Annotated in this window: 22 protein-coding genes and 1 tRNA gene; 12 read left to right on the top strand and 11 right to left on the bottom strand. The window is 59.0% G+C overall.

The features are described from left to right. Positions 1-16 precede the first annotated feature (16 nt). Positions 17-553 (bottom strand): outer membrane protein assembly factor BamE, encoded by a 537-nt coding sequence (locus tag AF71_RS08755; protein WP_018116900.1) that lies wholly within the window; start codon positions 551-553, stop codon positions 17-19. Positions 554-732: 179 nt separating this feature from the next. Between AF71_RS08755 and AF71_RS08750 the strand changes: the two genes are divergently transcribed. The 7 genes from AF71_RS08750 (at position 733) to AF71_RS08720 (ending at position 6026) form a co-directional block, all read left to right on the top strand. Beyond that, on the top strand, positions 733-1323 hold the full coding sequence (locus tag AF71_RS08750) for a ubiquinol-cytochrome C chaperone family protein (protein WP_192241830.1): 591 nt from the start codon (positions 733-735) through the stop codon (positions 1321-1323). A 10-nt stretch (positions 1324-1333) separates the two neighbouring features. Further along, positions 1334-1888, top strand: coding sequence for a DUF177 domain-containing protein (locus AF71_RS08745; RefSeq protein WP_018116898.1), 555 nt, complete (start codon positions 1334-1336; stop codon positions 1886-1888). A gap of 103 nt (positions 1889-1991) precedes the next feature. Beyond that, positions 1992-3038, top strand: coding sequence for a phosphate acyltransferase PlsX (gene plsX / locus AF71_RS08740; protein WP_025661225.1), 1047 nt, complete (start codon positions 1992-1994; stop codon positions 3036-3038). A 19-nt stretch (positions 3039-3057) separates the two neighbouring features. Continuing rightward, positions 3058-4029, top strand: a complete 972-nt coding sequence (locus AF71_RS08735) for a beta-ketoacyl-ACP synthase III (protein ID WP_026372141.1) — start codon at positions 3058-3060, stop codon at positions 4027-4029. Positions 4030-4136: 107 nt separating this feature from the next. Then, positions 4137-4475, top strand: coding sequence for an integration host factor subunit alpha (locus AF71_RS08730; protein WP_007531489.1), 339 nt, complete (start codon positions 4137-4139; stop codon positions 4473-4475). Positions 4476-4692: 217 nt separating this feature from the next. Beyond that, the gene (locus tag AF71_RS08725; protein ID WP_018859820.1) at positions 4693-5235 is read left to right on the top strand and encodes a MerR family transcriptional regulator; all 543 of its coding nucleotides are present in this window, start codon (positions 4693-4695) and stop codon (positions 5233-5235) included. Between the two features lie 125 nt (positions 5236-5360). Beyond that, positions 5361-6026, top strand: a complete 666-nt coding sequence (locus tag AF71_RS08720; RefSeq protein WP_018859821.1) for an HAD family hydrolase — start codon at positions 5361-5363, stop codon at positions 6024-6026. Positions 6027-6030: 4 nt separating this feature from the next. Here AF71_RS08720 and AF71_RS08715 read toward each other — a convergent pair whose 3' ends face one another. From AF71_RS08715 to AF71_RS08705, 3 genes are all read right to left on the bottom strand, one after another. Further along, on the bottom strand, positions 6031-6183 hold the full coding sequence (locus tag AF71_RS08715) for a hypothetical protein (RefSeq protein ID WP_018116344.1): 153 nt from the start codon (positions 6181-6183) through the stop codon (positions 6031-6033). Between the two features lie 168 nt (positions 6184-6351). Next, positions 6352-6714, bottom strand: coding sequence for a CAP domain-containing protein (locus tag AF71_RS08710; protein ID WP_246733624.1), 363 nt, complete (start codon positions 6712-6714; stop codon positions 6352-6354). A 249-nt stretch (positions 6715-6963) separates the two neighbouring features. Beyond that, complete coding sequence (locus AF71_RS08705) at positions 6964-7341, bottom strand: hypothetical protein (protein ID WP_037090569.1); 378 nt, start codon at positions 7339-7341, stop codon at positions 6964-6966. A gap of 469 nt (positions 7342-7810) precedes the next feature. Here AF71_RS08705 and AF71_RS08700 point away from each other — a divergent pair. The 3 genes from AF71_RS08700 (at position 7811) to AF71_RS08690 (ending at position 8710) form a co-directional block, all read left to right on the top strand. Continuing rightward, a tRNA-Pro gene (locus AF71_RS08700) sits at positions 7811-7887 on the top strand. Between the two features lie 217 nt (positions 7888-8104). Continuing rightward, on the top strand, positions 8105-8320 hold the full coding sequence (locus AF71_RS08695; RefSeq protein WP_029792597.1) for a hypothetical protein: 216 nt from the start codon (positions 8105-8107) through the stop codon (positions 8318-8320). Positions 8321-8497: 177 nt separating this feature from the next. Beyond that, positions 8498-8710, top strand: a complete 213-nt coding sequence (locus tag AF71_RS08690; RefSeq protein ID WP_018859824.1) for a hypothetical protein — start codon at positions 8498-8500, stop codon at positions 8708-8710. Between the two features lie 24 nt (positions 8711-8734). Here the strand turns inward: AF71_RS08690 and AF71_RS08685 are convergent, their stop codons facing one another. Genes AF71_RS08685 through AF71_RS08665 form a run of 5 tightly spaced genes read right to left on the bottom strand, consistent with a single transcriptional unit; the run spans position 8735 to position 13666 of the window. After that, the gene (locus AF71_RS08685; RefSeq protein ID WP_018116340.1) at positions 8735-9028 is read right to left on the bottom strand and encodes a DNA-binding protein; all 294 of its coding nucleotides are present in this window, start codon (positions 9026-9028) and stop codon (positions 8735-8737) included. A gap of 10 nt (positions 9029-9038) precedes the next feature. Beyond that, positions 9039-10301: an O-antigen ligase family protein gene (locus AF71_RS08680; protein WP_169681029.1), complete on the bottom strand. Its 1263-nt coding sequence runs from the start codon at positions 10299-10301 to the stop codon at positions 9039-9041. After that, positions 10298-11857 (bottom strand): undecaprenyl-phosphate glucose phosphotransferase, encoded by a 1560-nt coding sequence (locus AF71_RS08675; protein WP_169681027.1) that lies wholly within the window; start codon positions 11855-11857, stop codon positions 10298-10300. Before AF71_RS08675 ends, AF71_RS08680 begins: the two co-directional genes overlap by 4 nt. Positions 11858-11914: 57 nt before the next feature. Beyond that, the gene (locus tag AF71_RS08670; RefSeq protein ID WP_018859827.1) at positions 11915-13084 is read right to left on the bottom strand and encodes a glycosyltransferase family 4 protein; all 1170 of its coding nucleotides are present in this window, start codon (positions 13082-13084) and stop codon (positions 11915-11917) included. 6 nt (positions 13085-13090) lie between these two features. Then, a complete protein-coding gene (locus tag AF71_RS08665) occupies positions 13091-13666 on the bottom strand; it encodes a polysaccharide biosynthesis/export family protein (protein ID WP_025661216.1) in 576 nt (191 codons plus the stop codon). Between the two features lie 192 nt (positions 13667-13858). On the opposite strand from AF71_RS08665, the gene AF71_RS08660 reads away from it, so the two are divergent. Continuing rightward, the gene (locus AF71_RS08660) at positions 13859-16003 is read left to right on the top strand and encodes a Wzz/FepE/Etk N-terminal domain-containing protein (RefSeq protein WP_169681025.1); all 2145 of its coding nucleotides are present in this window, start codon (positions 13859-13861) and stop codon (positions 16001-16003) included. Here the strand turns inward: AF71_RS08660 and AF71_RS08655 are convergent, their stop codons facing one another. Further along, positions 16004-17245: a GNAT family N-acetyltransferase gene (locus AF71_RS08655; protein WP_018859830.1), complete on the bottom strand. Its 1242-nt coding sequence runs from the start codon at positions 17243-17245 to the stop codon at positions 16004-16006. It lies immediately after the preceding gene. 118 nt (positions 17246-17363) lie between these two features. Further along, entirely contained in the window at positions 17364-17573 is a 210-nt protein-coding gene (locus AF71_RS08650; RefSeq protein ID WP_018859831.1) for a DUF2842 domain-containing protein, read from the bottom strand. A gap of 113 nt (positions 17574-17686) precedes the next feature. Between AF71_RS08650 and AF71_RS08645 the strand changes: the two genes are divergently transcribed. Continuing rightward, positions 17687-18790: a COX15/CtaA family protein gene (locus tag AF71_RS08645; RefSeq protein ID WP_169681023.1), complete on the top strand. Its 1104-nt coding sequence runs from the start codon at positions 17687-17689 to the stop codon at positions 18788-18790. Positions 18791-18867: the final 77 nt, after the last annotated feature.

The raw sequence follows: 18867 nt of genomic DNA, 5'->3' as shown, positions 1-18867 counted from the left end.
AGAGTTCGCTCCCGCTTTAGCGGAGGCTGGCCGGGTTCTGCGGCGAGGCCGGCTGCGAGGTGCCGCCACCGAAGAGGCCCTTCGCAGCGTTCGCCGCGCTGCCGCCCGATAGCAGCTGTTGTAGGAAGGTGAAGTCCTTGCCGCCCGTCGGGGTGACGCGGGTAATCGTATCGAAAATCTTGCCGTCCTTGAGGGTGTAGTTCGCACGGCGCGTAACGATGCCGTCCTTGTCGAAATAGATCGCCAGCACGCTCTGATCGACCACCTTCAGCTTCTGGAAGGCCATGGAGCGCTCGCGGCGCTGCGAGATGTAGTAGAAGACTTCGCCATCGAACGTCGCCGTCGTGGACGGGGTGCCGAGGGATAGGAGAACCTGCTCGCGGCTCGATCCTACTGGGACGAGATTCAGCGACTGCTCGTCGGCGACATATCCACCGTTGAGGACGGTTTGTGTCTGGCAGCCTGAAAGTCCGGCGGAGGCGATCATGATGGCAATAGCGGCATTGCTGAGGAATTTTTTGTCAGACTTGAAATACCGTTTCGTCAACGACATCTACTCCCTAAAATTATGAATGGCAGCCACCGGCCTCAGATCGCTGATGCAAAACCATTGTGGCCATTCCGGGGAGAGACATCCCGTTGGCTCATGCGGACAGAAGGGGTGCTGTCCCGAAAGTGGCCACCTTCGGCATTGCAATTCGCGCCTGCTTCGGTAAACCAGCTTTCGAAATCATGCAACAAGGCCGGACGCCGCTTGGCGCCCAGAATGAGGCCTTTCCGGAAAAAACGATGATCTTCGGGCTCTTTGGCAAGAAAAACAACAACCAGGTAATCGTAGATCGGCAATATCAGGCACTGACGTCGGCCGCACGGATGCCGGAATTCTATGAGCGCTTGAATGTCCCGGATACGGTGATGGGGCGTTTCGAGATGCTTTCGGCGGTGATGATCCTCTTCTTCCGGCGCACACGAACCTCCGGGACGAGCGGCCAGGAGATCGCGCAGGAAATCGTCGACGCCTTCTTCCAGGATATCGACTACTCCATCCGTGAATTGGGGATCGGTGACAACACGGTTCCCAAACGCATGAAGAAGCTGGCCGGCATGTTCTATGGCCGCCTGGAGGCCTACGCCAAGGCGATGGACACCGGGGATGCCGAAGGACTCGCTGCGGCGCTCGTGCGAAACATTCATCCGAAGGCGAATGAGCCGGTGGATATGCGCGGTCTCGCGGACTGGATGTTTGTTGCCGAAGACCATCTTTTGTCTCAGTCGGAGGACGTCATAGCGACAGGCTCGGCGACACTTCCGAAGGTAGCGTGAGGAAGAGACGATGAAAAACAAAAGAGACGACGTTCCGTTCTCCTACCTCGTAAATGTAGGTCATATATCGGCCAATCCTGTCGAGGTGCATCTGGAGGCCGACAAGCGCGAATTGGCAGCCCTTGCGGACAGTTGGAGTGTCCTATCGGTGGACAGCTTTGGTGCTGACCTCCAGATCGGTCGGTGGAAGCGGGATGGTGTGCGCATCAAGGGCAGGGTGCGTGCCAACATCGTCCAGTCCTGCGTCGTGACCCTCGATCCGGTCCCATCGGAGATCGACGAGAGCTTCGAGCAGATCTTCGTGCCGGAGAATTCCAAGCTTGCGCGCCGGCCCGCCAATGATGCCGGCGAAATGGTGCTGGACCCCGATGGCCCGGACCTTCCCGAAAGCTTCACCGGCGATACGATTGACGCAGGTGAGGTGGTTACGGAATTCGCAGCTCTTGCGATCGATCCCTATCCGCGCAAGCCCGGTGTGGAGTTCTCCGGTCACATAGAAGACACTGGAGAGAACGATAAAAAGCCGTCTGCCTTCGCCGTGCTGAAGGATTGGAAAAAGGACTGAACCCCGTTGGGGATTTGACACAATTCAGTTGTAAGCGACGGGAAAACCGGTATTTTGGCCGAAATTTCGCCCGCCGGAGGCGAAAAACAAGGATCAGGGACGCGTGATCAGAATTTCTATCGACCTCATGGGTGGCGACTTTGGTCCCCAGGTTGTCATCCCCGGCGCCGCCAAGGCACTGGAAAGACATCCCGATATTTTCTTCGTGATGTATGGACTGAAGGAACAGTGCGAGCCGGTTCTCGACAGGTTTCCGAAGCTCAAGGAAAAGACCGTTTTCCACGACTGCGAGCTGGCCGTCCGCATGGACGAGAAGCCGAGCCAGGCGCTCCGTCGCGGTCGCTATATCTCCACCATGTGGCGGACGATCGAAGCGGTGAAGACGAAGGAAGCCGACGTCGCGGTGTCGGCCGGCAATACCGGCGCGCTCATGGCGATGGCCAAGTTCTGTCTGCGTACGATGGCCAATATCGAGCGGCCGGCGATCGCTGCCATCTGGCCCACCTTGAAGGGCGAGAGCATCGTTCTCGACGTGGGCGCGACGATCGGCGCGGATTCGCAGCAGTTGATGGATTTCGCGCTCATGGGCGGGGCAATGGCCCGTGCGCTGTTCGAGATCGAGCGTCCGTCGATTGGCCTGCTGAATGTCGGGGTCGAAGAGATCAAGGGCCAGGAAGAGGTGAAGGAAGCGGGGCGCCTGCTCCGTGAGGCCAACATCGACTCGCTCGAGTACTATGGCTTCGTCGAAGGCAACGACCTGGGGAAGGGTACCGTCGACGTCGTCGTGACCGAAGGCTTCTCTGGCAATATTGCTTTGAAGGCGGCCGAAGGTACAGCGCGGCAGATCGGTGAGTATCTGCGCGCTGCAATGTCGCGCACGCTGCTTGCCAAGATCGGCTACTTCTTCGCCAAGGGCGCCTTCGACATGCTGCGCGAAAAGATGGATCCGAGCCGTGTGAACGGCGGCGTCTTCCTCGGCCTCAACGGCGTCGTCATCAAGAGCCATGGCGGCGCCAATGCCGAAGGCATCGCTGCCGCCATCGAGGTCGGCTACGACATGGCCAAGAATGGCCTCAATCAGAAAATAGAAAACGATCTTCAAAAGTATCATGCCAAGCGGCTGCCCCCGATCGGGCCGGAAGCCGCATGAGCGACGGGGTTTAAGCAATATGATCCGTTCAGTTGTTCGCGGGTTCGGAGCCGCACTTCCGAAACGCGTTATGACCAATCGCGACATGGAAGATGTCGTGGACACATCGGACGAATGGATTGTCCAGCGTACGGGCATTCGCCAACGCTACATCGCGGGCGAGGGCGAGACGACATCGTCGCTCGGCGAAGCTGCGGCGCGTGCTGCGCTCGACAAGGCAAGCCTGACGCCAGCTGATATCGATCTTATCATCTGTGCCACCTCGACGCCCGACAACACATTCCCGGCGACTGCCGTCAATATCCAGAACCGCCTGGGCATGCACCATGGCTTTGCGTTCGACGTACAGGCCGTCTGCACAGGCTTCGTCTATGCTGTGACAACGGCCGACGCCTTTATCAGGGGCGGTCTCGCCAGGCGCGTGCTGGTAATCGGCGCCGAGACCTTCTCGCGCATTCTCGACTGGAACGATCGCACGACCTGTGTCCTCTTTGGCGATGGCGCCGGGGCGATCGTGCTGGAGGCTGCCGAGGGCAAGGGCACGACCGCTGATCGTGGCGTGCTGACGGCGCACCTGCGTTCCGATGGCTCCCACAAGGAGAAGCTCTATGTGGATGGCGGTCCCTCGACGACTGGCACGGTTGGCAAGCTGCGCATGGAGGGCCGCGAAGTCTTCAAATATGCAGTCGGCATGATCACTGACGTCATTCAGGCCGCCTTCGACGCCACGGGAACGACCGCCGACGATCTCGACTGGCTCGTGCCACACCAGGCCAATCGCCGTATCATCGACGGTTCCGCCAAGAAGTTGCATATTGCACCTGAGAAAGTAGTCATTACGGTTGATCTCCACGGCAACACGTCTGCCGCGTCGATTCCGCTCGCGCTGGCCACGGCCGCTGGCGACGGCCGGATCAAGGAAGGCGATCTGGTGATGTTGGAAGCGATGGGCGGCGGCTTCACCTGGGGCGCAGCACTCCTGCGCTGGTAACCCGAAAATCCAAAAAACTACCGACGAACAAGAGCTTGACCGTGAGGCGCAAGACAAATACTCTTTGTCCGCTTTCATAATATAATTGGCAAATGGGCGGGGAAACCATGACCGGAAAGACAGTGACGCGAGCAGACCTGGCGGAATCAGTTTTTCGTAAGGTCGGTCTTTCAAGAACCGAATCTGCTGAGCTCGTGGAAACTGTCATTGACGAGATTTGTAACGCGATTGTTCGCGGCGAAACCGTCAAGCTCTCGTCTTTTGCGACGTTCCAGGTGCGCGACAAGAATGAGCGCATCGGCCGCAATCCGAAGACTGGCGAGGAAGTACCGATTTCTCCCCGACGCGTCATGACCTTCAAGGCCTCCAATGTCTTGAAGACGCGGATCCTCAAGGCGCATACTCTGCGCAAGACCAAGCAGAAGGCCGCAAATCCGGCTTCCTGATTGGGCTGAGGAGAGGGAGGTCCCTCTCGCTCGACGACAACAACCTGCAATCTTCCCTGAACGATCTGTGCGGTATTCAAGAGGTGACTTGAATTCGCGGCGTCAAACCGTTGAAATATGATGAGTCGCGGCTCGGTTCTGACGTTCGTGAGACACAGCTGCGCCTTGTCAGCCGAACAGACGCGCGGCGCACCCCGAGACCGCGTAGGGAGTAAGGATGTTGGATAAGAGCCCCGATGCGTTCCGCACCATCAGCGAGGTGGCGGACGACCTAGACCTTCCACAGCATGTCCTGCGCTTCTGGGAGACTCGGTTTCCTCAGATCAAACCGATGAAACGCGGCGGCGGCCGCCGCTACTACAGGCCCGAGGATATTGATCTTCTGAAGGGCATTCGCCACCTGCTCTATGATCACGGCTACACCATCAAGGGCGTGCAGAAACTTCTGAAGACCAACGGCAACAAGTTTGTCATCTCCATCGGGCATGGCGATCTCGCCAGCGTCCAGGCGCTGACGGGCGGCCCGCCGGAGGGCGGTGATGCGGCCGAGCCACGGGTCGGAATGTCCGAGGAGGATCAGGTGGTTGGCCGCGCGAAGCCGCCGATCACACGCCGCTTCTTCAATTTCGGCGGTGGCGATGAAGAATCCCCGGAAATCTCGATCGGCAAGTCGAGCGTCGGCAAGGAGGATCGAGCGCTGCTTCAGGAAGCACTCTACGATCTCCTCGAATGCAAGCGCCTGTTGGATCAAGTTCGCTGATCCAATTTACCGGAGCGCCTCGATGGCTTAGTTAGTGAAGCATCGCCCGCGCGTTCGGACGGCCTCTGCCAAACGCATCGTAGTCGGCGGCGAGCGTAATTCCAGTCAGTACCAAGGAAACCTTCGTGACCGCGTCTCATTCCGTTCCCGGCAAATTCTATGACGCCTTCCTGTTCGATATGGATGGCACGCTCTTGAACTCGATCGCGGTGGTCGAACGCGTCTGGACGGAATGGGCTATGCGGCATGGCCTCGAGCCAGAGGTTTTCCTCAAGACGATCCATGGCATTCGCGCCTCCGACGTCATTCGCCAGCTGGCGTTGCCAGGCGTCGATCCGGAGTATGAGGCAAAGCAGCTACTGAAGGAGGAGATGGAGGACGTTGGAGGTATCGTCTCGATCCCCGGCGCGATCGATTTCCTGAACAGCATTCCACCGGCAAAGTGGGCGATCGTAACCTCGGCACCGATCGAACTCGCCCGGCGGCGCATGGCCGCCGCAGGCATTCCGACGCCCGTGGCGATGGTGAGCGGTGAAGAAGTGGTAGCCGGGAAACCGAGCCCGGAGTGCTACCTGCTGGGGGCCAAGCGCCTCGGAGTCGATCCGACGAAATGCCTGGTGTTCGAAGATGCCGTTGCCGGAATTCTCGCAGGCGAAGCGGCGGGCGCGGATGTGACAGTCATCACCGAGACGCATACGACGCCGTTCGCAACGCCGCACTTTTCGATCTCCGACTATCGGGAGTGGCGTGTCGACACCGGCCCAGACGGGCGCGTTGCGCTGGTCAGATAGCGCGCTAGTGCTTGCGCTGTTGCTGCGCCTGCTTCTTCATGCGCTCGAAAGCAGCAATCATTTTTGCCTTTACCGAACCCAGCGTTCCCAATTCATGTCCGCAGGTGAAGCAGGTAAGGATATCGGTGTCGAGCGGTTCGGGCCGCTCGAATTTCATTCGGGTGTTCCTGCATTTGGGGCAGGGGATCTCAATCTGCATGGTCTTATCCAAAGTCTCGCGTTTCCGAGGTTTCTTATTCGCGGAGGGCCGATCGAGCAAGCGTTTTCGACCACGACCGAGCACTGACACTTCCCGGCGTTGGCAAAAATCAAAATCGAGATGATGCTACTGGCAAGCGAAGAAAGTCGAGTAGCCTCCGACAGTGGCCACTCCCGCGTATCGCAGATTAGGTCGAAGCAGATTCGTGTTATGGCCCCAGGAGCGCCTCCAGCCAGCAAAAAGCTGCTGCGGTGTCGTATACCCCATCGCGACATTCTCTGAACATACCACACTGAGCCCAGCGGCTCTGGCTTGAGCCGATCTCTGGCGGAAACCATAGTGGCTCATGCTTCGCCGAGCTGCCTGGTAGCGGCTATGCTGCTGCGCCAGGGCTTTCAAAGTGCCATTTGCGGCGAGGGGAGACAGGCCACGGCTCGCCCTATACGAATTGATGAGAGCGAGCGTCTGGGAGCCAAAATCGCCTGTCATCGTTGGTGGTTGCGCTGCGCTAATGCATGCCGAACTCAGAACCACAATTGCTATTGTCTGTAGCGTCTTCATTGTCGGATTTTCCATCTTGGCAAGAATTCGCCTTTGGCGGGCCTGAGCAGACACAAAGCAAACGATCCAGGCAACCATAAACGGGCATGACGCCTCGATTTTCGATGTCGAGCCGAAATGTAGATTCCAACGAGCTGGCCAGCTGGGTGATGTCAGGAGACGCTCAGAGGACAAGCGTCAGCTGACGACCCCATTCTGCCGGCACATATTGTTGAAGTTTGTTTGTGCGCTGCCTTGGGCCGTCAGGGTAAACGAAAAGGCCGCTCTTCCCGTCGCACTTGTGTTTCTCAAAACACCGGCGAAGGGCTCTCCGCCAGTAAAGGCACCGCCCTTGTTCTTGGAGTCCACTATGCCGCAAACATAGACGATCCCGGGCTGTCTCTGTGCCGCCATCATGCTCTTGAACGTCGCACTGGAGGGATCTTTGAGGTAGCTTCGAACTGTGTTCTGAATGGCAGAAACCTCGCCCTCCGAGAGGGTATACGGGATTGTCTGCTGAGTGACGCTTCCGCAGGAACTAAGCAACAAAAGGCCGGCGATCATGATTCTCTTCATGTGCTCCCCCATGAGGGCGTCAAACGACAGGCCCCCCGCCAAGAAAATCTCTTCTAGCAGTTGCTAAATCAAGCCAGTATTTCGACGTATCTCGATGGGAACTATGAGCCGGGGTCCGAAACAGGCTACTTACAATTCAGAAGTTTGTGACTCTCTTTGCCTCTAGTCAAGCCTCGCGTTCAAAGCCTTTCGTCACTGCCGGCAAGCGTTTCGATTGCGATCGCCACTCTGAGTGCGCGCATCTTTTATCGGAGGGACCGCACATATTTGATTGCCGACATGCAAAAGACGCTCGCTGGCCTGATTTGCTGTGAGACGCAGGTCTCACGGACGGCAGCGGAACTGCCGTGGAACTTCTGTTGCAACCCCACCTATCCCCGGCTTTCGTTCCTTTTTATTCCTCATGCATGATTTTTCCCTTGCGCCGGAAATTCCAAAATACTAACAGGATCAGGCCGTTTCGGCAGGTCGGGGCGTAGCGCAGCCCGGTAGCGCACTTGACTGGGGGTCAAGGGGTCGCTGGTTCGAGTCCAGTCGCCCCGACCATTTACATAGTAACCTTCGGCACCCCCAGCAGCCGATGGTGATCTCTCTCTCATGGCTAGCCTTGCCGAAAATCAACTGCGACGCAGTTGCCCTTTTCCTGTCAGTGTTTCTGATGTCGGGGCAGCACGGATATATCGCTGATAGAAAAATTTCTTAATCACTCGAATAATTATTAGTTTCATGTAATATATGTTCGACAACTGTTGGTGGACGACCTATGGCCAACCGCGAGGCAAGCGAAACATGCCGGGAAGCTCTGGCGGAGTCCTTCGAGGCTCTGGTCGAGAAGGCCATATCGTCGGGCTGGTCGGAACAGGAAGTCGCACTGGCACTGACGGACCTCGCCGAGACCTATCTGGTCAAGGTCGGCGCAACGGTCATCATCGAGGACTCAATCTATTCGCAGCTTGCCTTTGAGCGGCTGAAAAATTGAGGCGGAAGTCGCCCATCAGACCGGCCTGAAACACGCCGTTCACATATATGTTTCCGTTGGAAATGTTCGGTTGATAAATCACCGGCTCGGGCGCATAGTGCCCGCATCGTCGGCTATGGATGGGCGGTCGACGTCAATGCTAGTGGTGTCATTAGCCCTCATGGAACCTGTGGCGTGATGCTTAAATCCCCAGTTCTTCCACGTGACCTGCCACTTTTCTCGGATGATCTAGACCTCCTGTCCGGAGTACTTGACGATGTCTGCCGGGACAGGGGACTTGCGCGCGATACACCGGCTGCCGAAGTCATCGGCGCGCTCCTGATCCAGCTCTACCGACAGGGCGTTAGGGACAAGGGCAAGCTTGCCGCCCTCGCAAGGGCTTATTTGTAATTTCGGAACCTGAAGAGCGCCCGACTAGTCGTCGTTTGCCGCGTTGAGATTTTCCGGGCGGATCCCTTCGTCGATCCCGGTACGTGCTCGCAGCCTGACGCCCGGTCCGCCTTCGTCATGGTTGCCGCTGGCGATGAAGATGATGCCCGCCGCCTCCAGCGCTTGTTTGACCGCGAGCAGCGCATGCGGCTCGCCTTCCCGCTCATCGCGCTCCATTATTTCGATGGTGGCAGCGGGCAGACCTGAGGCGGTTGCCAGTTGCTCGATGCTCATTCCGGTCATCGCGCGGGCGCCGCGCATTTGTGTCGCTGTGATCATGAATCAAAGACTAGCGCGTCGGCGCTCGTTCGCAAGCCCGATGTGAAGCGCCATTGCGTCTATGGCGCTGTTCCAGCGCGGCGCAGCCCCAGACCACACCGAAAAGCAGATAGACATGTCGCCAGTGATCGATGTCGATGACGTTTCCGATTGCCACATGCCCTAGCACTCCGATCCACGCGATCATCAGATAGGGCTGCCAAGGCCGATCCTTCAGCAGGTTCCTGAACCCGAGATAGATTGTCCAGCAGAGCATGGTGACGTAACTGACAAAGCCAAGCCAGCCGTAGCTCGTCAGCGACTTCAGCCAGACATTGTGCTCATCCTCCGGAAACATCGTGCCGAAGACCAGCGGACCGATTCCGAGCGGTCGTTCCATCATCATCGTGAAGCCGATGCGGTGGCGCTCGAAGCGACCGAGGTGCTCACCGTCATACTGCTGCACGAGCTGGGCGCGCGTCGAAAAGAGCGCACTGACCTTCGGGAACTGCAACGCGACGACCAGCGACGCAACCAGCAACATGATCGCCGCAAGCGACAGAATCAGGATGCGCAGTCGAAACGCGCCGCTGCGTTCCTTGAGTAGCATGCAGAAGATCAGCAGGAGAATCCCGGCGGCAAAGAGGCCCCAGGCCGCACGCGAGAACGACAAGAAAACGCCCAGTGCCAGGATCAAGAGCGCTACCGCTTTGATCGGCGACGTCCTCAGATTGCTGACAAGAATGGCGTGGACAAGGTAGAGCGATGGCGGGATCAGGAATGGGCCAAATACGTTCGGGTCCTGGAAGGCGCCTTTGGCACGATCGTAGAGCGTGAAGACCTCTGCGCCGGGGAAGGCGTGAAAATAGCCGAGTATCCCGAGCAGGGAGGTGATAACGGCGGCGAACGCCCAGGCATTGAAGATGAGCGGCAGGCGCCGAGGGCTGTCCTCGACGATCGCGGCATAGAAGATCGCAGTCAATGCGAGGAACGTCGAGACCGCGACATACATTGGCCCGGTCCCGAGGTCCTTCATCTGGGTCAGCGAGAGCATGCCGCCGATGTTGAAGGCAAGCAGCAGGGCAAGCAGCGGCGCTGTGAAGCGTGAAATCCTGAGACCGAGGATGAACCAGATGCCGAGAAGGGCGGCCATCCACAGCTCGTAGGGCGCCGGCTCATCGATAACGAAGCCGGAGAGAAAGACACCAAAGGCAACCATCGCCGAACCGATCAGCCGCACCGTTGCTCGTTGCGGTTGAGCAACGCGAAGATGTGTCGCCGAGGCCGCGTTCAATAGGCGTTTTCCGTATTGAACAACCGGAAGGGCGTGAGGAACAGGATTTTCAGATCGAACCAGAGCGACCAGTTCTCGATATAGTAGAGATCGTAGGCGGTCCGGAACTTGATTTTGTCGTCGTGATCGACCTCGCCGCGCCAGCCGTTGATCTGCGCCCAACCCGTCACCCCGGGCTTCACGCGATGACGCGCGAAATAGCCTTCCACGACGTCGCCGAAGAGGCGGTCCTTCGCCTGGGCCAGAATGGCATGTGGGCGCGGGCCAACCAGCGAAATGTCACCCTTCAACACGTTGAAAAGCTGCGGCAGTTCATCGATCGAACTCTTGCGGATGAAGCGTCCGACGGGTGTGACGCGTGGATCGCCTTTGGTGACCGCGGCACGTCCGGTGGGGTCACCCTTGTCGGCATACATTGAGCGAAACTTGAAGATCCTGATGATCTCGTTGTTGAAGCCATGACGGTTCTGCATGAAGAAGACCGGCCCCTTCGAGGTGACCTTGATGGCGATTGCCGTTGCAAGCATGATCGGCCAGAGGAGCGCCAGGGCGAGCAGCGTAAAGACAATGTCGAAACAGCGCTTGGCAACCGAGTCCCAGTCCCTGATCGGCTTGTTGAAGATATCGAGCATCGGGACAGACCCGATGTGCGAATAGGCACGCGGGCGAAAGCGCAGGCGATTTGCGTGCGCGGCAAGGCGAATGTCGACTGGCAGCACCCAAAGCTTCTTCAGCAGCTGCAGGATGCGGGCCTCCGCGCTAAGCGGCAGGGAAATGATCAGCATATCGATACGGGTAATGCGTACAAACTCGACCAGTTCGGCGACCGTTCCGAGCTTCGGATAGCCGGCGACCATGATCGGCGACCGTTTCTCGCCGCGGTCGTCGAAAATGCCACAGATCCGGATGTCGTTGTCGGGTTGCTGTTCGAGAATGCGGATCAACTCCTTGGCCGGTGCCCCGCCACCGACGATCACCGCGCGGCGCTCCATGATGCCATTGCGTGACCAGTTGCGGATACCGTAGGCCGTCAACAAGCGAGCGGCGAGGAGGACGATTGCGCCGGCAATGAACCACGCAAAATGTGCTTGCGGCTGTGCCCGGCCGATGTTGCCGGAGAGTACGCTTGCAGCCGTGACAATCAGGAAGACGGATGCCCACATGGCAAGGACTCGCGGCAGCAGGCGCATGCGGGCGCGGAGCGCTGGGATGGAGTAGGTGTCGGCCGTCTGGAGCGCACTGACGAGGAGTGCCGCAACAACGGTGGCAGCGATCGCCCGCCCTGCAAGGGTTTCGCCCCCGTTCCCGGGCCAGAGGAGGAATGCAAGCAACCCGACGAGAAACTGTGAGGCGAATTCAAAAAGTCGGAACTGACCGATAATGATGGCCGGCGAGCGGTTTCCGGTGCTGAATTGCTCGGCGATCTGACGGGCATAGGCGTTGATCGGCTCCGGTTGAACCGTTCCATCCGCGCCTTCGTCGCGTCGATGGATGTCGGAAACCTGCTTCCGCAGCGCTTCCAGGTCAAACTGCTCGCTTTTCTCTGCCTTGTTCATGAGGCTACCGCCGCTGGTTATCACGCCGGCAATAACAGAAAGCCCCTAAGAAAACTTTTACGAAGCAAGAGCAATAGCTTGCTTCGATTGGGGATCCAGGAGGTCGTGGTACAATTTCAGGACATCGTTGGCCATGATCGAGGCCGAGAAGACCGACCTCACCTGTTCCATCGACGGCATCGCCGCATCATGCCAGCCCGGGATGCGGATCGCGTCCGCCATGGCGCGTGCGAGATCGTCGGTATCCTCGGGGTTGGCGAGTGCAGGGCTGTCTTTGCCCAGCGCCTCTGGAATTCCGCCGACGCGAGTTGCGATGATGGTCTTCCCGGCGCCGAGACCCTCGAGCACGATGTAGGGCATGGCTTCAGCGCGCGACGGAACGACCAGGTTCTGTGACATCGCGAACGCCTGCTGAACGCGCATCGCCGGCAGCATGCTGATGCGCTTGCCCAAACCACGCTCGATCATCATGTCTCGGTATTTGTCGCGCTCGGGCCCGTCGCCGACCATCACGGCCGAAAGTGGGCGTCCGAGAATGCGCTCCGCCTTCGCGAAGGCCTCCACAAAGAGATCGGGACCCTTTAGGTCCCGCAGCATGCCGACGTAGATGTAATGCACGGCATCCGAACGCGTTGGGATGAGCTCGAAATCGCGCTCCGCAAGGCCATTGTAGATCAGCCGCGTTTCCGTTCGCGGCCGCCCGACCTTCCTCGTATAGGCTTCGCGCTCGTACTCGCAGATGAAGACGAGGGCGTCCGTGAAGTACTCCTGCAGACGCTCCATGCGGAGCACGAATTGCCCTACGAGCGACCTCGGAGAATAATGCAGGCTTCCACCATGCGCAGTATAGAGGCGGGCTACGCGATACCTGTTTACCCGCAAGGCCGAGCCGGCAAGCCGCGCGAGCACACCGCCTTTGGCGCCGTGACCGTGCAGCACATCCGGCCGCAAACTTTTAATATTCTTGTACGTATCCCAGATCACTCCGATGTCGGAGAGGCTGACGTGCCGCCGCATGGGCATGCGGGTCAATCCCATCGCCAGGTAGGGACGAATCTCGTCGAACAAGCGGTCTTCATGCTCGCCGCCCGTTGAGCTGTCGCAAAGAATGCCGACTTCGTGCCCCGCCTTGCTGTGCTCCAACACCAGATCGCGGACATGGCGGAAAATTCCGCCGACCGGTGATCTGAAGCAATGGAGGATGCGGAGGGGGGGTTGTTCGGTCATCGAGGATCAGAACAGTCGTTCGCGAACGTAGATCGTGTCGCCGGCGACGATCGCCGAAGAGATGTTGACGCGACCTGTGATCACTTGCCCATTGACCTTCCGGGTTACGTCGACAGCGCCCTGGTTGGCGCGCGACGTAAAGCCGCCGGCAATGGCAACGGCATTCTGCACCGTCATTCCCGGAACGTAGGCGTATTGGCCGGATTGACCGACTTCGCCCATGACGAAGATCGAGCGATAGCGGTCGACATCGATCGTGACATCAGGGTCCCGCAGGTAGCCCTGTCTCAGCTTCTGCGCGATCTGGCCCGACAACTGCTGCAGCGTCCGTCCACGAGCCGGCACCTGCCCGATGAGCGGGAAGGCGATATAGCCGGCCTGGTCGATCGTATAAGTGTTGGTCATACTTGGCTGGTCGAACACGGTAATGCGCAGCCGGTCGCCGCTATCAAGCGAATAGGGCTGGATCGTCGCCTGATTGAAAGCCTGGGGGGCAGGCTTGTAGCTATTGCAGCCGCTCACGACCGCAGTCATGGCGGCGAGGCTCAGAGCCATCAAGAACTTGGGCTGTGCGAAAGGCATCGCGTCTGCTCATCGGAAAACGAAATAGGTCTCAGCCGTTATCAATCCGTTAGGGTTAATGGTCGGTAAAAAGCGCCGATTTTTTTGGCTTCGGCCAGTCGACGTGTCGCCGGGATTGCCCGAGCAAGCATTAACCGTTGGGTTACTATAGTCATTTACCCTCGCGGCCACGTTTGTTCTCGGAGTACCAGCATGTCCGGCGTATCGGGTAATCAGGATGTGGACATCGATCTCGGACAATTGGTCCGCGCCGTCTGGGCGCGCCGGCTAAAGGCTTTGGCGATTATTGCGTTGGGGGCAGGGGTCGCCTTCACGGGCGCCAAGATGATCTCCCCCAAATACCGAAGCGAAACGCGCATCCTGATCGAGCCGCGTGCTCCTGCTTTCGCCAATGCGCAGGTGAACGACACCAATTCTGGTCCGTTGCTGGACGAGCTCAACATTGCAAGCCAGGTGCAGCTGCTGCAGTCCGCGGATCTCATCAAGCAGGTCATCAACGGCCAGAAGCTCTACGATTTGCCGGAATTCGACGCTGCCGCGAATGGCTCGGCGCTCACCGACATCCTGGTCGCCCTTCACCTCAAGAAGAATCCATATGAAAATCCCCCCGAAGAGCGCGTGATCGACGCTTTCACCGAGCGGCTGCAAGTCTATCAGGTGCCGGGATCGCGGGTGATCGGCATTACCTTTACGTCGAAGGATCCCAAGCTCGCGGCGACAATCCCGAACGCGATGGCGGCGGTCTATCTCGCCACGCAGAGCGGCGCCAAGCTGGACTCGAATTCCGAGGCAACGCGCTGGCTGGAGCCCGAGATCGAAAACCTCCGCCAGAAGGTCAATGACGCCGAGCAGAAGGTGGCGGAATACCGTGCTGAGCACGGACTGCTTCCGACCAACGGCGGCTCGAATTTCGCGACACAGCAATTGAACGACATTTCGGCTGAGCTCACCCGGGTCCGGGGAGATCGCGCAAACGCCGAGGCGCGTGCCCAGTCCGTCCGCAATGCTCTCTCGTCAGGTGAGCCGTCCGACACGCTGCAGGACATCATGTCGTCTCAGTCGATCCAGCGACTGAAGAGCACGGAGTCGGGGCTGCAGTCGCAGATATCCGACCTGCAGACGTCGTTGCTCAACAACCATCCCCGCCTCAAAAGCCTCCGCGCGCAGCTTTCGGATATCAAGGTCCAGATTCGCCAGGAGACGCAGAAGATCCTTGCAAGCATCGAAAACGAAGCGAAGGTCGCTGCTGTTCGCCAAAAGGAACTGGAGCAGCAGGTCGACAGTCTGAAGGCGAACAGCGCCCAGGCCGGCGAGGACGAGGTTGGCCTCAACGCCTTGACGCGTGAAGCGACCGCGCAGCGCCAGCTTCTGGAGACCTATCTCTCTCGCTACCGGGAGGCCGCCTCGCGCGCCGACAAGAACTCAAGCCCGGCCGACGCCCGCATCGTGTCGAAGGCCATACAGCCCGTCGATCCCTATTTCCCGAAGGTTCTGCCGATCGTCATCGTTGCGGCCTTCGCAACTTTCATCATGACGTCCATTGTGATCATGCTCGCCGAACTCTTCAGCGGCCGGGCGCTCCGCCCGGTTGGGCTAAGCGAAGAGGAAGAGCGCGAGGATGGGGAACCTCAATCAGCGACCACCGGCTCCGTCAATCGCGTGGGCACACCGAGCCTGTTGGCCACGCCCGCAGACGACGAGCCGGTGGCCGAACAGGCTGAGGACGAGAAAATCGTTGAAACAAACGAATTCTCGATTGCATCCGTCTCGGACTACCTTCGAGGTAGCAGGGCGCCTCTGGCTATCGCCATTTCTCCAACCGGCGACGACGGCTCGGCGGCGACCGTGTCCCTTGTGCGCAAGTTGGCTGAGGATGGCTCGCGGGTCATTCTGGTCGACATGACCGGTTCCGGTCTGCCGACAAACCTCATGGCTGAGGACCGCAAGATGCTCGGCATAACCGATCTGCTCTGCGGCGATGCAGCCTTTGGCGATACGATCCACGGCGACAGCCGCTCAGACGCGCATTTCATTCCGCAGGGCATCAGCGATCCGCGCCGGGCAATGCGCGGTGCCGATCGCTTGTCTCTGCTGCTGGACGCTTTGATCTCGGCCTATGATTTGGTGATGGTGGAATGCGGCGCCGCCGACGTGGCCGGCGTTTCCAGGCTGACCCAAAGCAAGGATGTCGAGATCATTCTCTCGATGCCTGAGATCGTCGAGCAGGAGTTCGTGACTGTCATGACCGAGTTCGAAGCCGCCGGTTATGAACGCGTCGTTCTGATGTCCGATAGCAACGAGTCCATCGAGAACCCAATCTCGCGGCGTGCCGCGTAATCAAACGCCGATAACGCGGCGCAGGCGCTGGGCCACGGCGTAGAGCCTCTGTTGAGACTTGATGAAGCCTTTGCCGCGCGTGATGGCCCGGTGCATTGCGGCACCCACGGTGCCGCGGAGCGAAAGCGGCAGAACGACGTCATGATGCTCAGTCTCTACAGGCGCCCATGAGCGTTTGTATCGCTGGTCGCCAAGGCCGAAATCGAACAGTCTTACGCCCTTGCCGTGCTGGCCGGCTACCATCTGCCAAAACAGAAATTCGCCAGGGCTCGTCTCCGGCGCCGCGCTTTCATCGAAGGCGGTGAACTGGCAGATGATGTGGTCGCCTTTGCGAGAAAGACCGGCGAGCGCGGCGATGCGGCCGTCATGTTCGCCCTTCAGGCGGATTGCGTGCATTTCCAGTCCCACCATCCCGCGGTCGCGGTCGCGGATGTCGATGGCGCCGTGCAGGAACGCTTTGGTCTCCGGGTCTGCAAATACGTCAGGCGACCCGAGCGCCTTGAGACGCTCACGTTTCTGTTCGAAGAAGCGATCGAGCAACTGGTGTTGTTCATCCGGGGTGCCGCTGGAGATGTAGTCGAAGCCACCGAGCGCCTCAAAACGCCGCAGCTGCGCCCGGAACCTCTTGCGTCGGCCCTTGGCATTCACCTGTTGAAGCGTCGACTCCATCTTGTCGAGAAGTGGAAGCTGGTAGGCGTGATTCTGGTTCTGGACCATCGGCAATAATGCCAGGGGATTACGTCGGCCGCGCCATTCCAACGGAACATTCTGCAGCAGCAGAAGATCGGCGCGTCCGGCCAGAGCACGGCGCAGAGACATCGCAAGCTTTTGAGGCTCCAGATTGTCGGCAAGTTCAATGAAGCGCGTTGAGAGGAGGCCGGTGTTGATGTTGCTGTGATCGGCGCCGATAAATCTGGCGGTCCGGAAGCCATGAAAGCTGGTTATCTCTAGCGGTAGAATGAATGCAGTCTCTCCGCCAATCCTGCCCCAGACGATCGACAGTTGGTGTCCGAAGGCCTTGGTCCACGCCATGCACCAGTCATAGCCTTGGTGAAGAGAATTCAGGTTGTCGCAATCGAGCGCGCGCCAAACGGTCTCCAGCGGCGCCAAGCTATCCAGGACGGCGATATCGAGTTCTGCCGCCCCAAGCTGCGCATCCGGCGCCAGCCATTCGGAAATACCGGCGTCGGGTTCCGTTGAATGGTGTGCCCTATCTGAAACAGGAAGCTTCTGCGCCTGCACTGATTTTCTCCGGACTGACTTGCAGGCGCGAAGAATAGTCCAACGGAACGTCCATTTGGTTTATGAGCGGCGCTAAACCTTGCTTTCCATCGATCACGGTTATCCCGTCGTTAACGGATCACTGCTGCTTCGGCCCGGCCATCCATTTGATGATGACCATCGCGGGCAGCACCCACAGCAGGCCGGTCAATAAAAAGTACAGGAGCTGGCCCCACCATGGCGCGTCACCGAGCGTGGCGACCGCAATCGTGTTTGCGAGCAGCGCATAGGCGAGCACGAGCACGACGATCAGGATCGTACCGATGAATTTGCGGAGGCGGACAGGCATCAAATATCTTTCAAACTGGTGTTCCGATTGCCGCGACGGCATGCCGCAAAGGTTCGGGGCTTGTTTTGCATGAGCCGCTCAGGCAAATCAACTACCGTACGTAAGGAGCAGCCATGGCGATCGCGAACTTGACCACCGAACAGCAAATACTGCGTGAGATACGCCGGCAGGATGGCAATCGCCGGGCCGTTCGCATCTGGCTGGGCTTTGTGCTCCTGGCGTTGTTCTGTCTTGTGATCATCGGCGGAGCCACCCGGCTCACGAATTCGGGGCTTTCGATCACCGAATGGAAGCCGATCCATGGTGTCATTCCGCCTCTCAGCGCCGCGCAGTGGGACGAGGAGTTCAGGCTCTATCAGCGCATTCCCGAATATCAGCAGATGAACAGCGGAATGACGGTCGACGAGTTCAAGGGCATCTTTTGGTGGGAATGGGCCCATCGCCTGATCGCACGTGGCATTGGTGTCATCTTCGCGCTGCCGCTGCTCTATTTCTGGTTGGCGGGAAAGGTGGAGAGACGATTGCGTTGGCCGCTCTTCGGAATTCTCATGCTGGGTGGACTGCAGGGTGCGATCGGCTGGTGGATGGTGTCGTCAGGACTCTCCGTCCGAACCGACGTCAGCCAATACAGGTTGTCAACGCACCTGATCATGGCCTGTCTTATCTTCGCGTCCTGCATGTGGATCATGCGAGGGCTTTCCCCTCACTCCGATGACAAGGCGCCCACACAAGGCTCGCATGTCTGGGCGGGCGCAATCGCGGTGTTTGCGCTTTTCCAGATCTACCTCGGAGCGCTCGTCGCAGGCCTCGACGCCGGCTTCACCTATAATACCTGGCCATTGATGGATGGCGCCGTCGTGCCCTCGGATCTGCTGATCCAGCAACCGGCCTGGATCAATTTCTTCGAGAACCCCAAGACCGTGCAGTTCGTTCATCGGCTGGGCGCCTACACCCTTTTTGCGCTGACGCTGATCAACATGATCATAGCTCTGACCGCAGCGCCCTCCACGACGCATGCCCGGCGCACCGTCGTCCTGTTTGTTCTGGTGACAATACAGGCGGCGATTGGTATCGCGACCTTGCTGCTGCAGGTCCCTCTTCATTGGGGGCTGCTGCATCAGGCGGGAGCGCTGGTGGTCTTTGGCTTCGCCATCGCCAATTGGCGGGGGTTCTATGGAGAGTATCCGCGCGAGACCATGATTGCCGAGCGGGACTAAGGCGCGTCGCTGGGATCAGCGAAAGTCCCGTTCGAACGTCAAGCATCAGATGGCAAATGCCGCCAGCCTCATTTGAG

Source organism: Rhizobium sp. 57MFTsu3.2 (assembly GCF_012932765.1).
Lineage (GTDB): Bacteria > Pseudomonadota > Alphaproteobacteria > Rhizobiales > Rhizobiaceae > Rhizobium > Rhizobium altiplani.
The sequence above is the reverse complement of the archived record's forward strand: the minus strand, read 5'-3'. Positions and strand labels throughout refer to the sequence as shown.

Coding starts and splice junctions, on each gene's coding strand:
- AF71_RS08750 (WP_192241830.1), top strand. CDS start 733: ATGCAACAAGGCCGGACGCCGCTTGGCGCCCAGAATGAGGCCTTTCCG.
- AF71_RS08650 (WP_018859831.1), bottom strand. CDS start 17,573: ATGCCTGTCCGCCTCCGCAAATTCATCGGTACGATCCTGATCGTCGTG.
- AF71_RS08755 (WP_018116900.1), bottom strand. CDS start 553: ATGTCGTTGACGAAACGGTATTTCAAGTCTGACAAAAAATTCCTCAGC.
- AF71_RS08745 (WP_018116898.1), top strand. CDS start 1,334: ATGAAAAACAAAAGAGACGACGTTCCGTTCTCCTACCTCGTAAATGTA.
- AF71_RS08685 (WP_018116340.1), bottom strand. CDS start 9,028: ATGATCACAGCGACACAAATGCGCGGCGCCCGCGCGATGACCGGAATG.
- AF71_RS08665 (WP_025661216.1), bottom strand. CDS start 13,666: ATGCCTTTCGCACAGCCCAAGTTCTTGATGGCTCTGAGCCTCGCCGCC.
- AF71_RS08690 (WP_018859824.1), top strand. CDS start 8,498: ATGCTTAAATCCCCAGTTCTTCCACGTGACCTGCCACTTTTCTCGGAT.
- AF71_RS08645 (WP_169681023.1), top strand. CDS start 17,687: ATGGCGATCGCGAACTTGACCACCGAACAGCAAATACTGCGTGAGATA.
- AF71_RS08730 (WP_007531489.1), top strand. CDS start 4,137: ATGACCGGAAAGACAGTGACGCGAGCAGACCTGGCGGAATCAGTTTTT.
- AF71_RS08660 (WP_169681025.1), top strand. CDS start 13,859: ATGTCCGGCGTATCGGGTAATCAGGATGTGGACATCGATCTCGGACAA.
- AF71_RS08725 (WP_018859820.1), top strand. CDS start 4,693: ATGTTGGATAAGAGCCCCGATGCGTTCCGCACCATCAGCGAGGTGGCG.
- AF71_RS08715 (WP_018116344.1), bottom strand. CDS start 6,183: ATGAAATTCGAGCGGCCCGAACCGCTCGACACCGATATCCTTACCTGC.
- AF71_RS08710 (WP_246733624.1), bottom strand. CDS start 6,714: ATGACAGGCGATTTTGGCTCCCAGACGCTCGCTCTCATCAATTCGTAT.
- AF71_RS08675 (WP_169681027.1), bottom strand. CDS start 11,857: ATGAACAAGGCAGAGAAAAGCGAGCAGTTTGACCTGGAAGCGCTGCGG.
- AF71_RS08670 (WP_018859827.1), bottom strand. CDS start 13,084: ATGACCGAACAACCCCCCCTCCGCATCCTCCATTGCTTCAGATCACCG.
- AF71_RS08735 (WP_026372141.1), top strand. CDS start 3,058: ATGATCCGTTCAGTTGTTCGCGGGTTCGGAGCCGCACTTCCGAAACGC.
- AF71_RS08705 (WP_037090569.1), bottom strand. CDS start 7,341: ATGAAGAGAATCATGATCGCCGGCCTTTTGTTGCTTAGTTCCTGCGGA.
- AF71_RS08695 (WP_029792597.1), top strand. CDS start 8,105: ATGGCCAACCGCGAGGCAAGCGAAACATGCCGGGAAGCTCTGGCGGAG.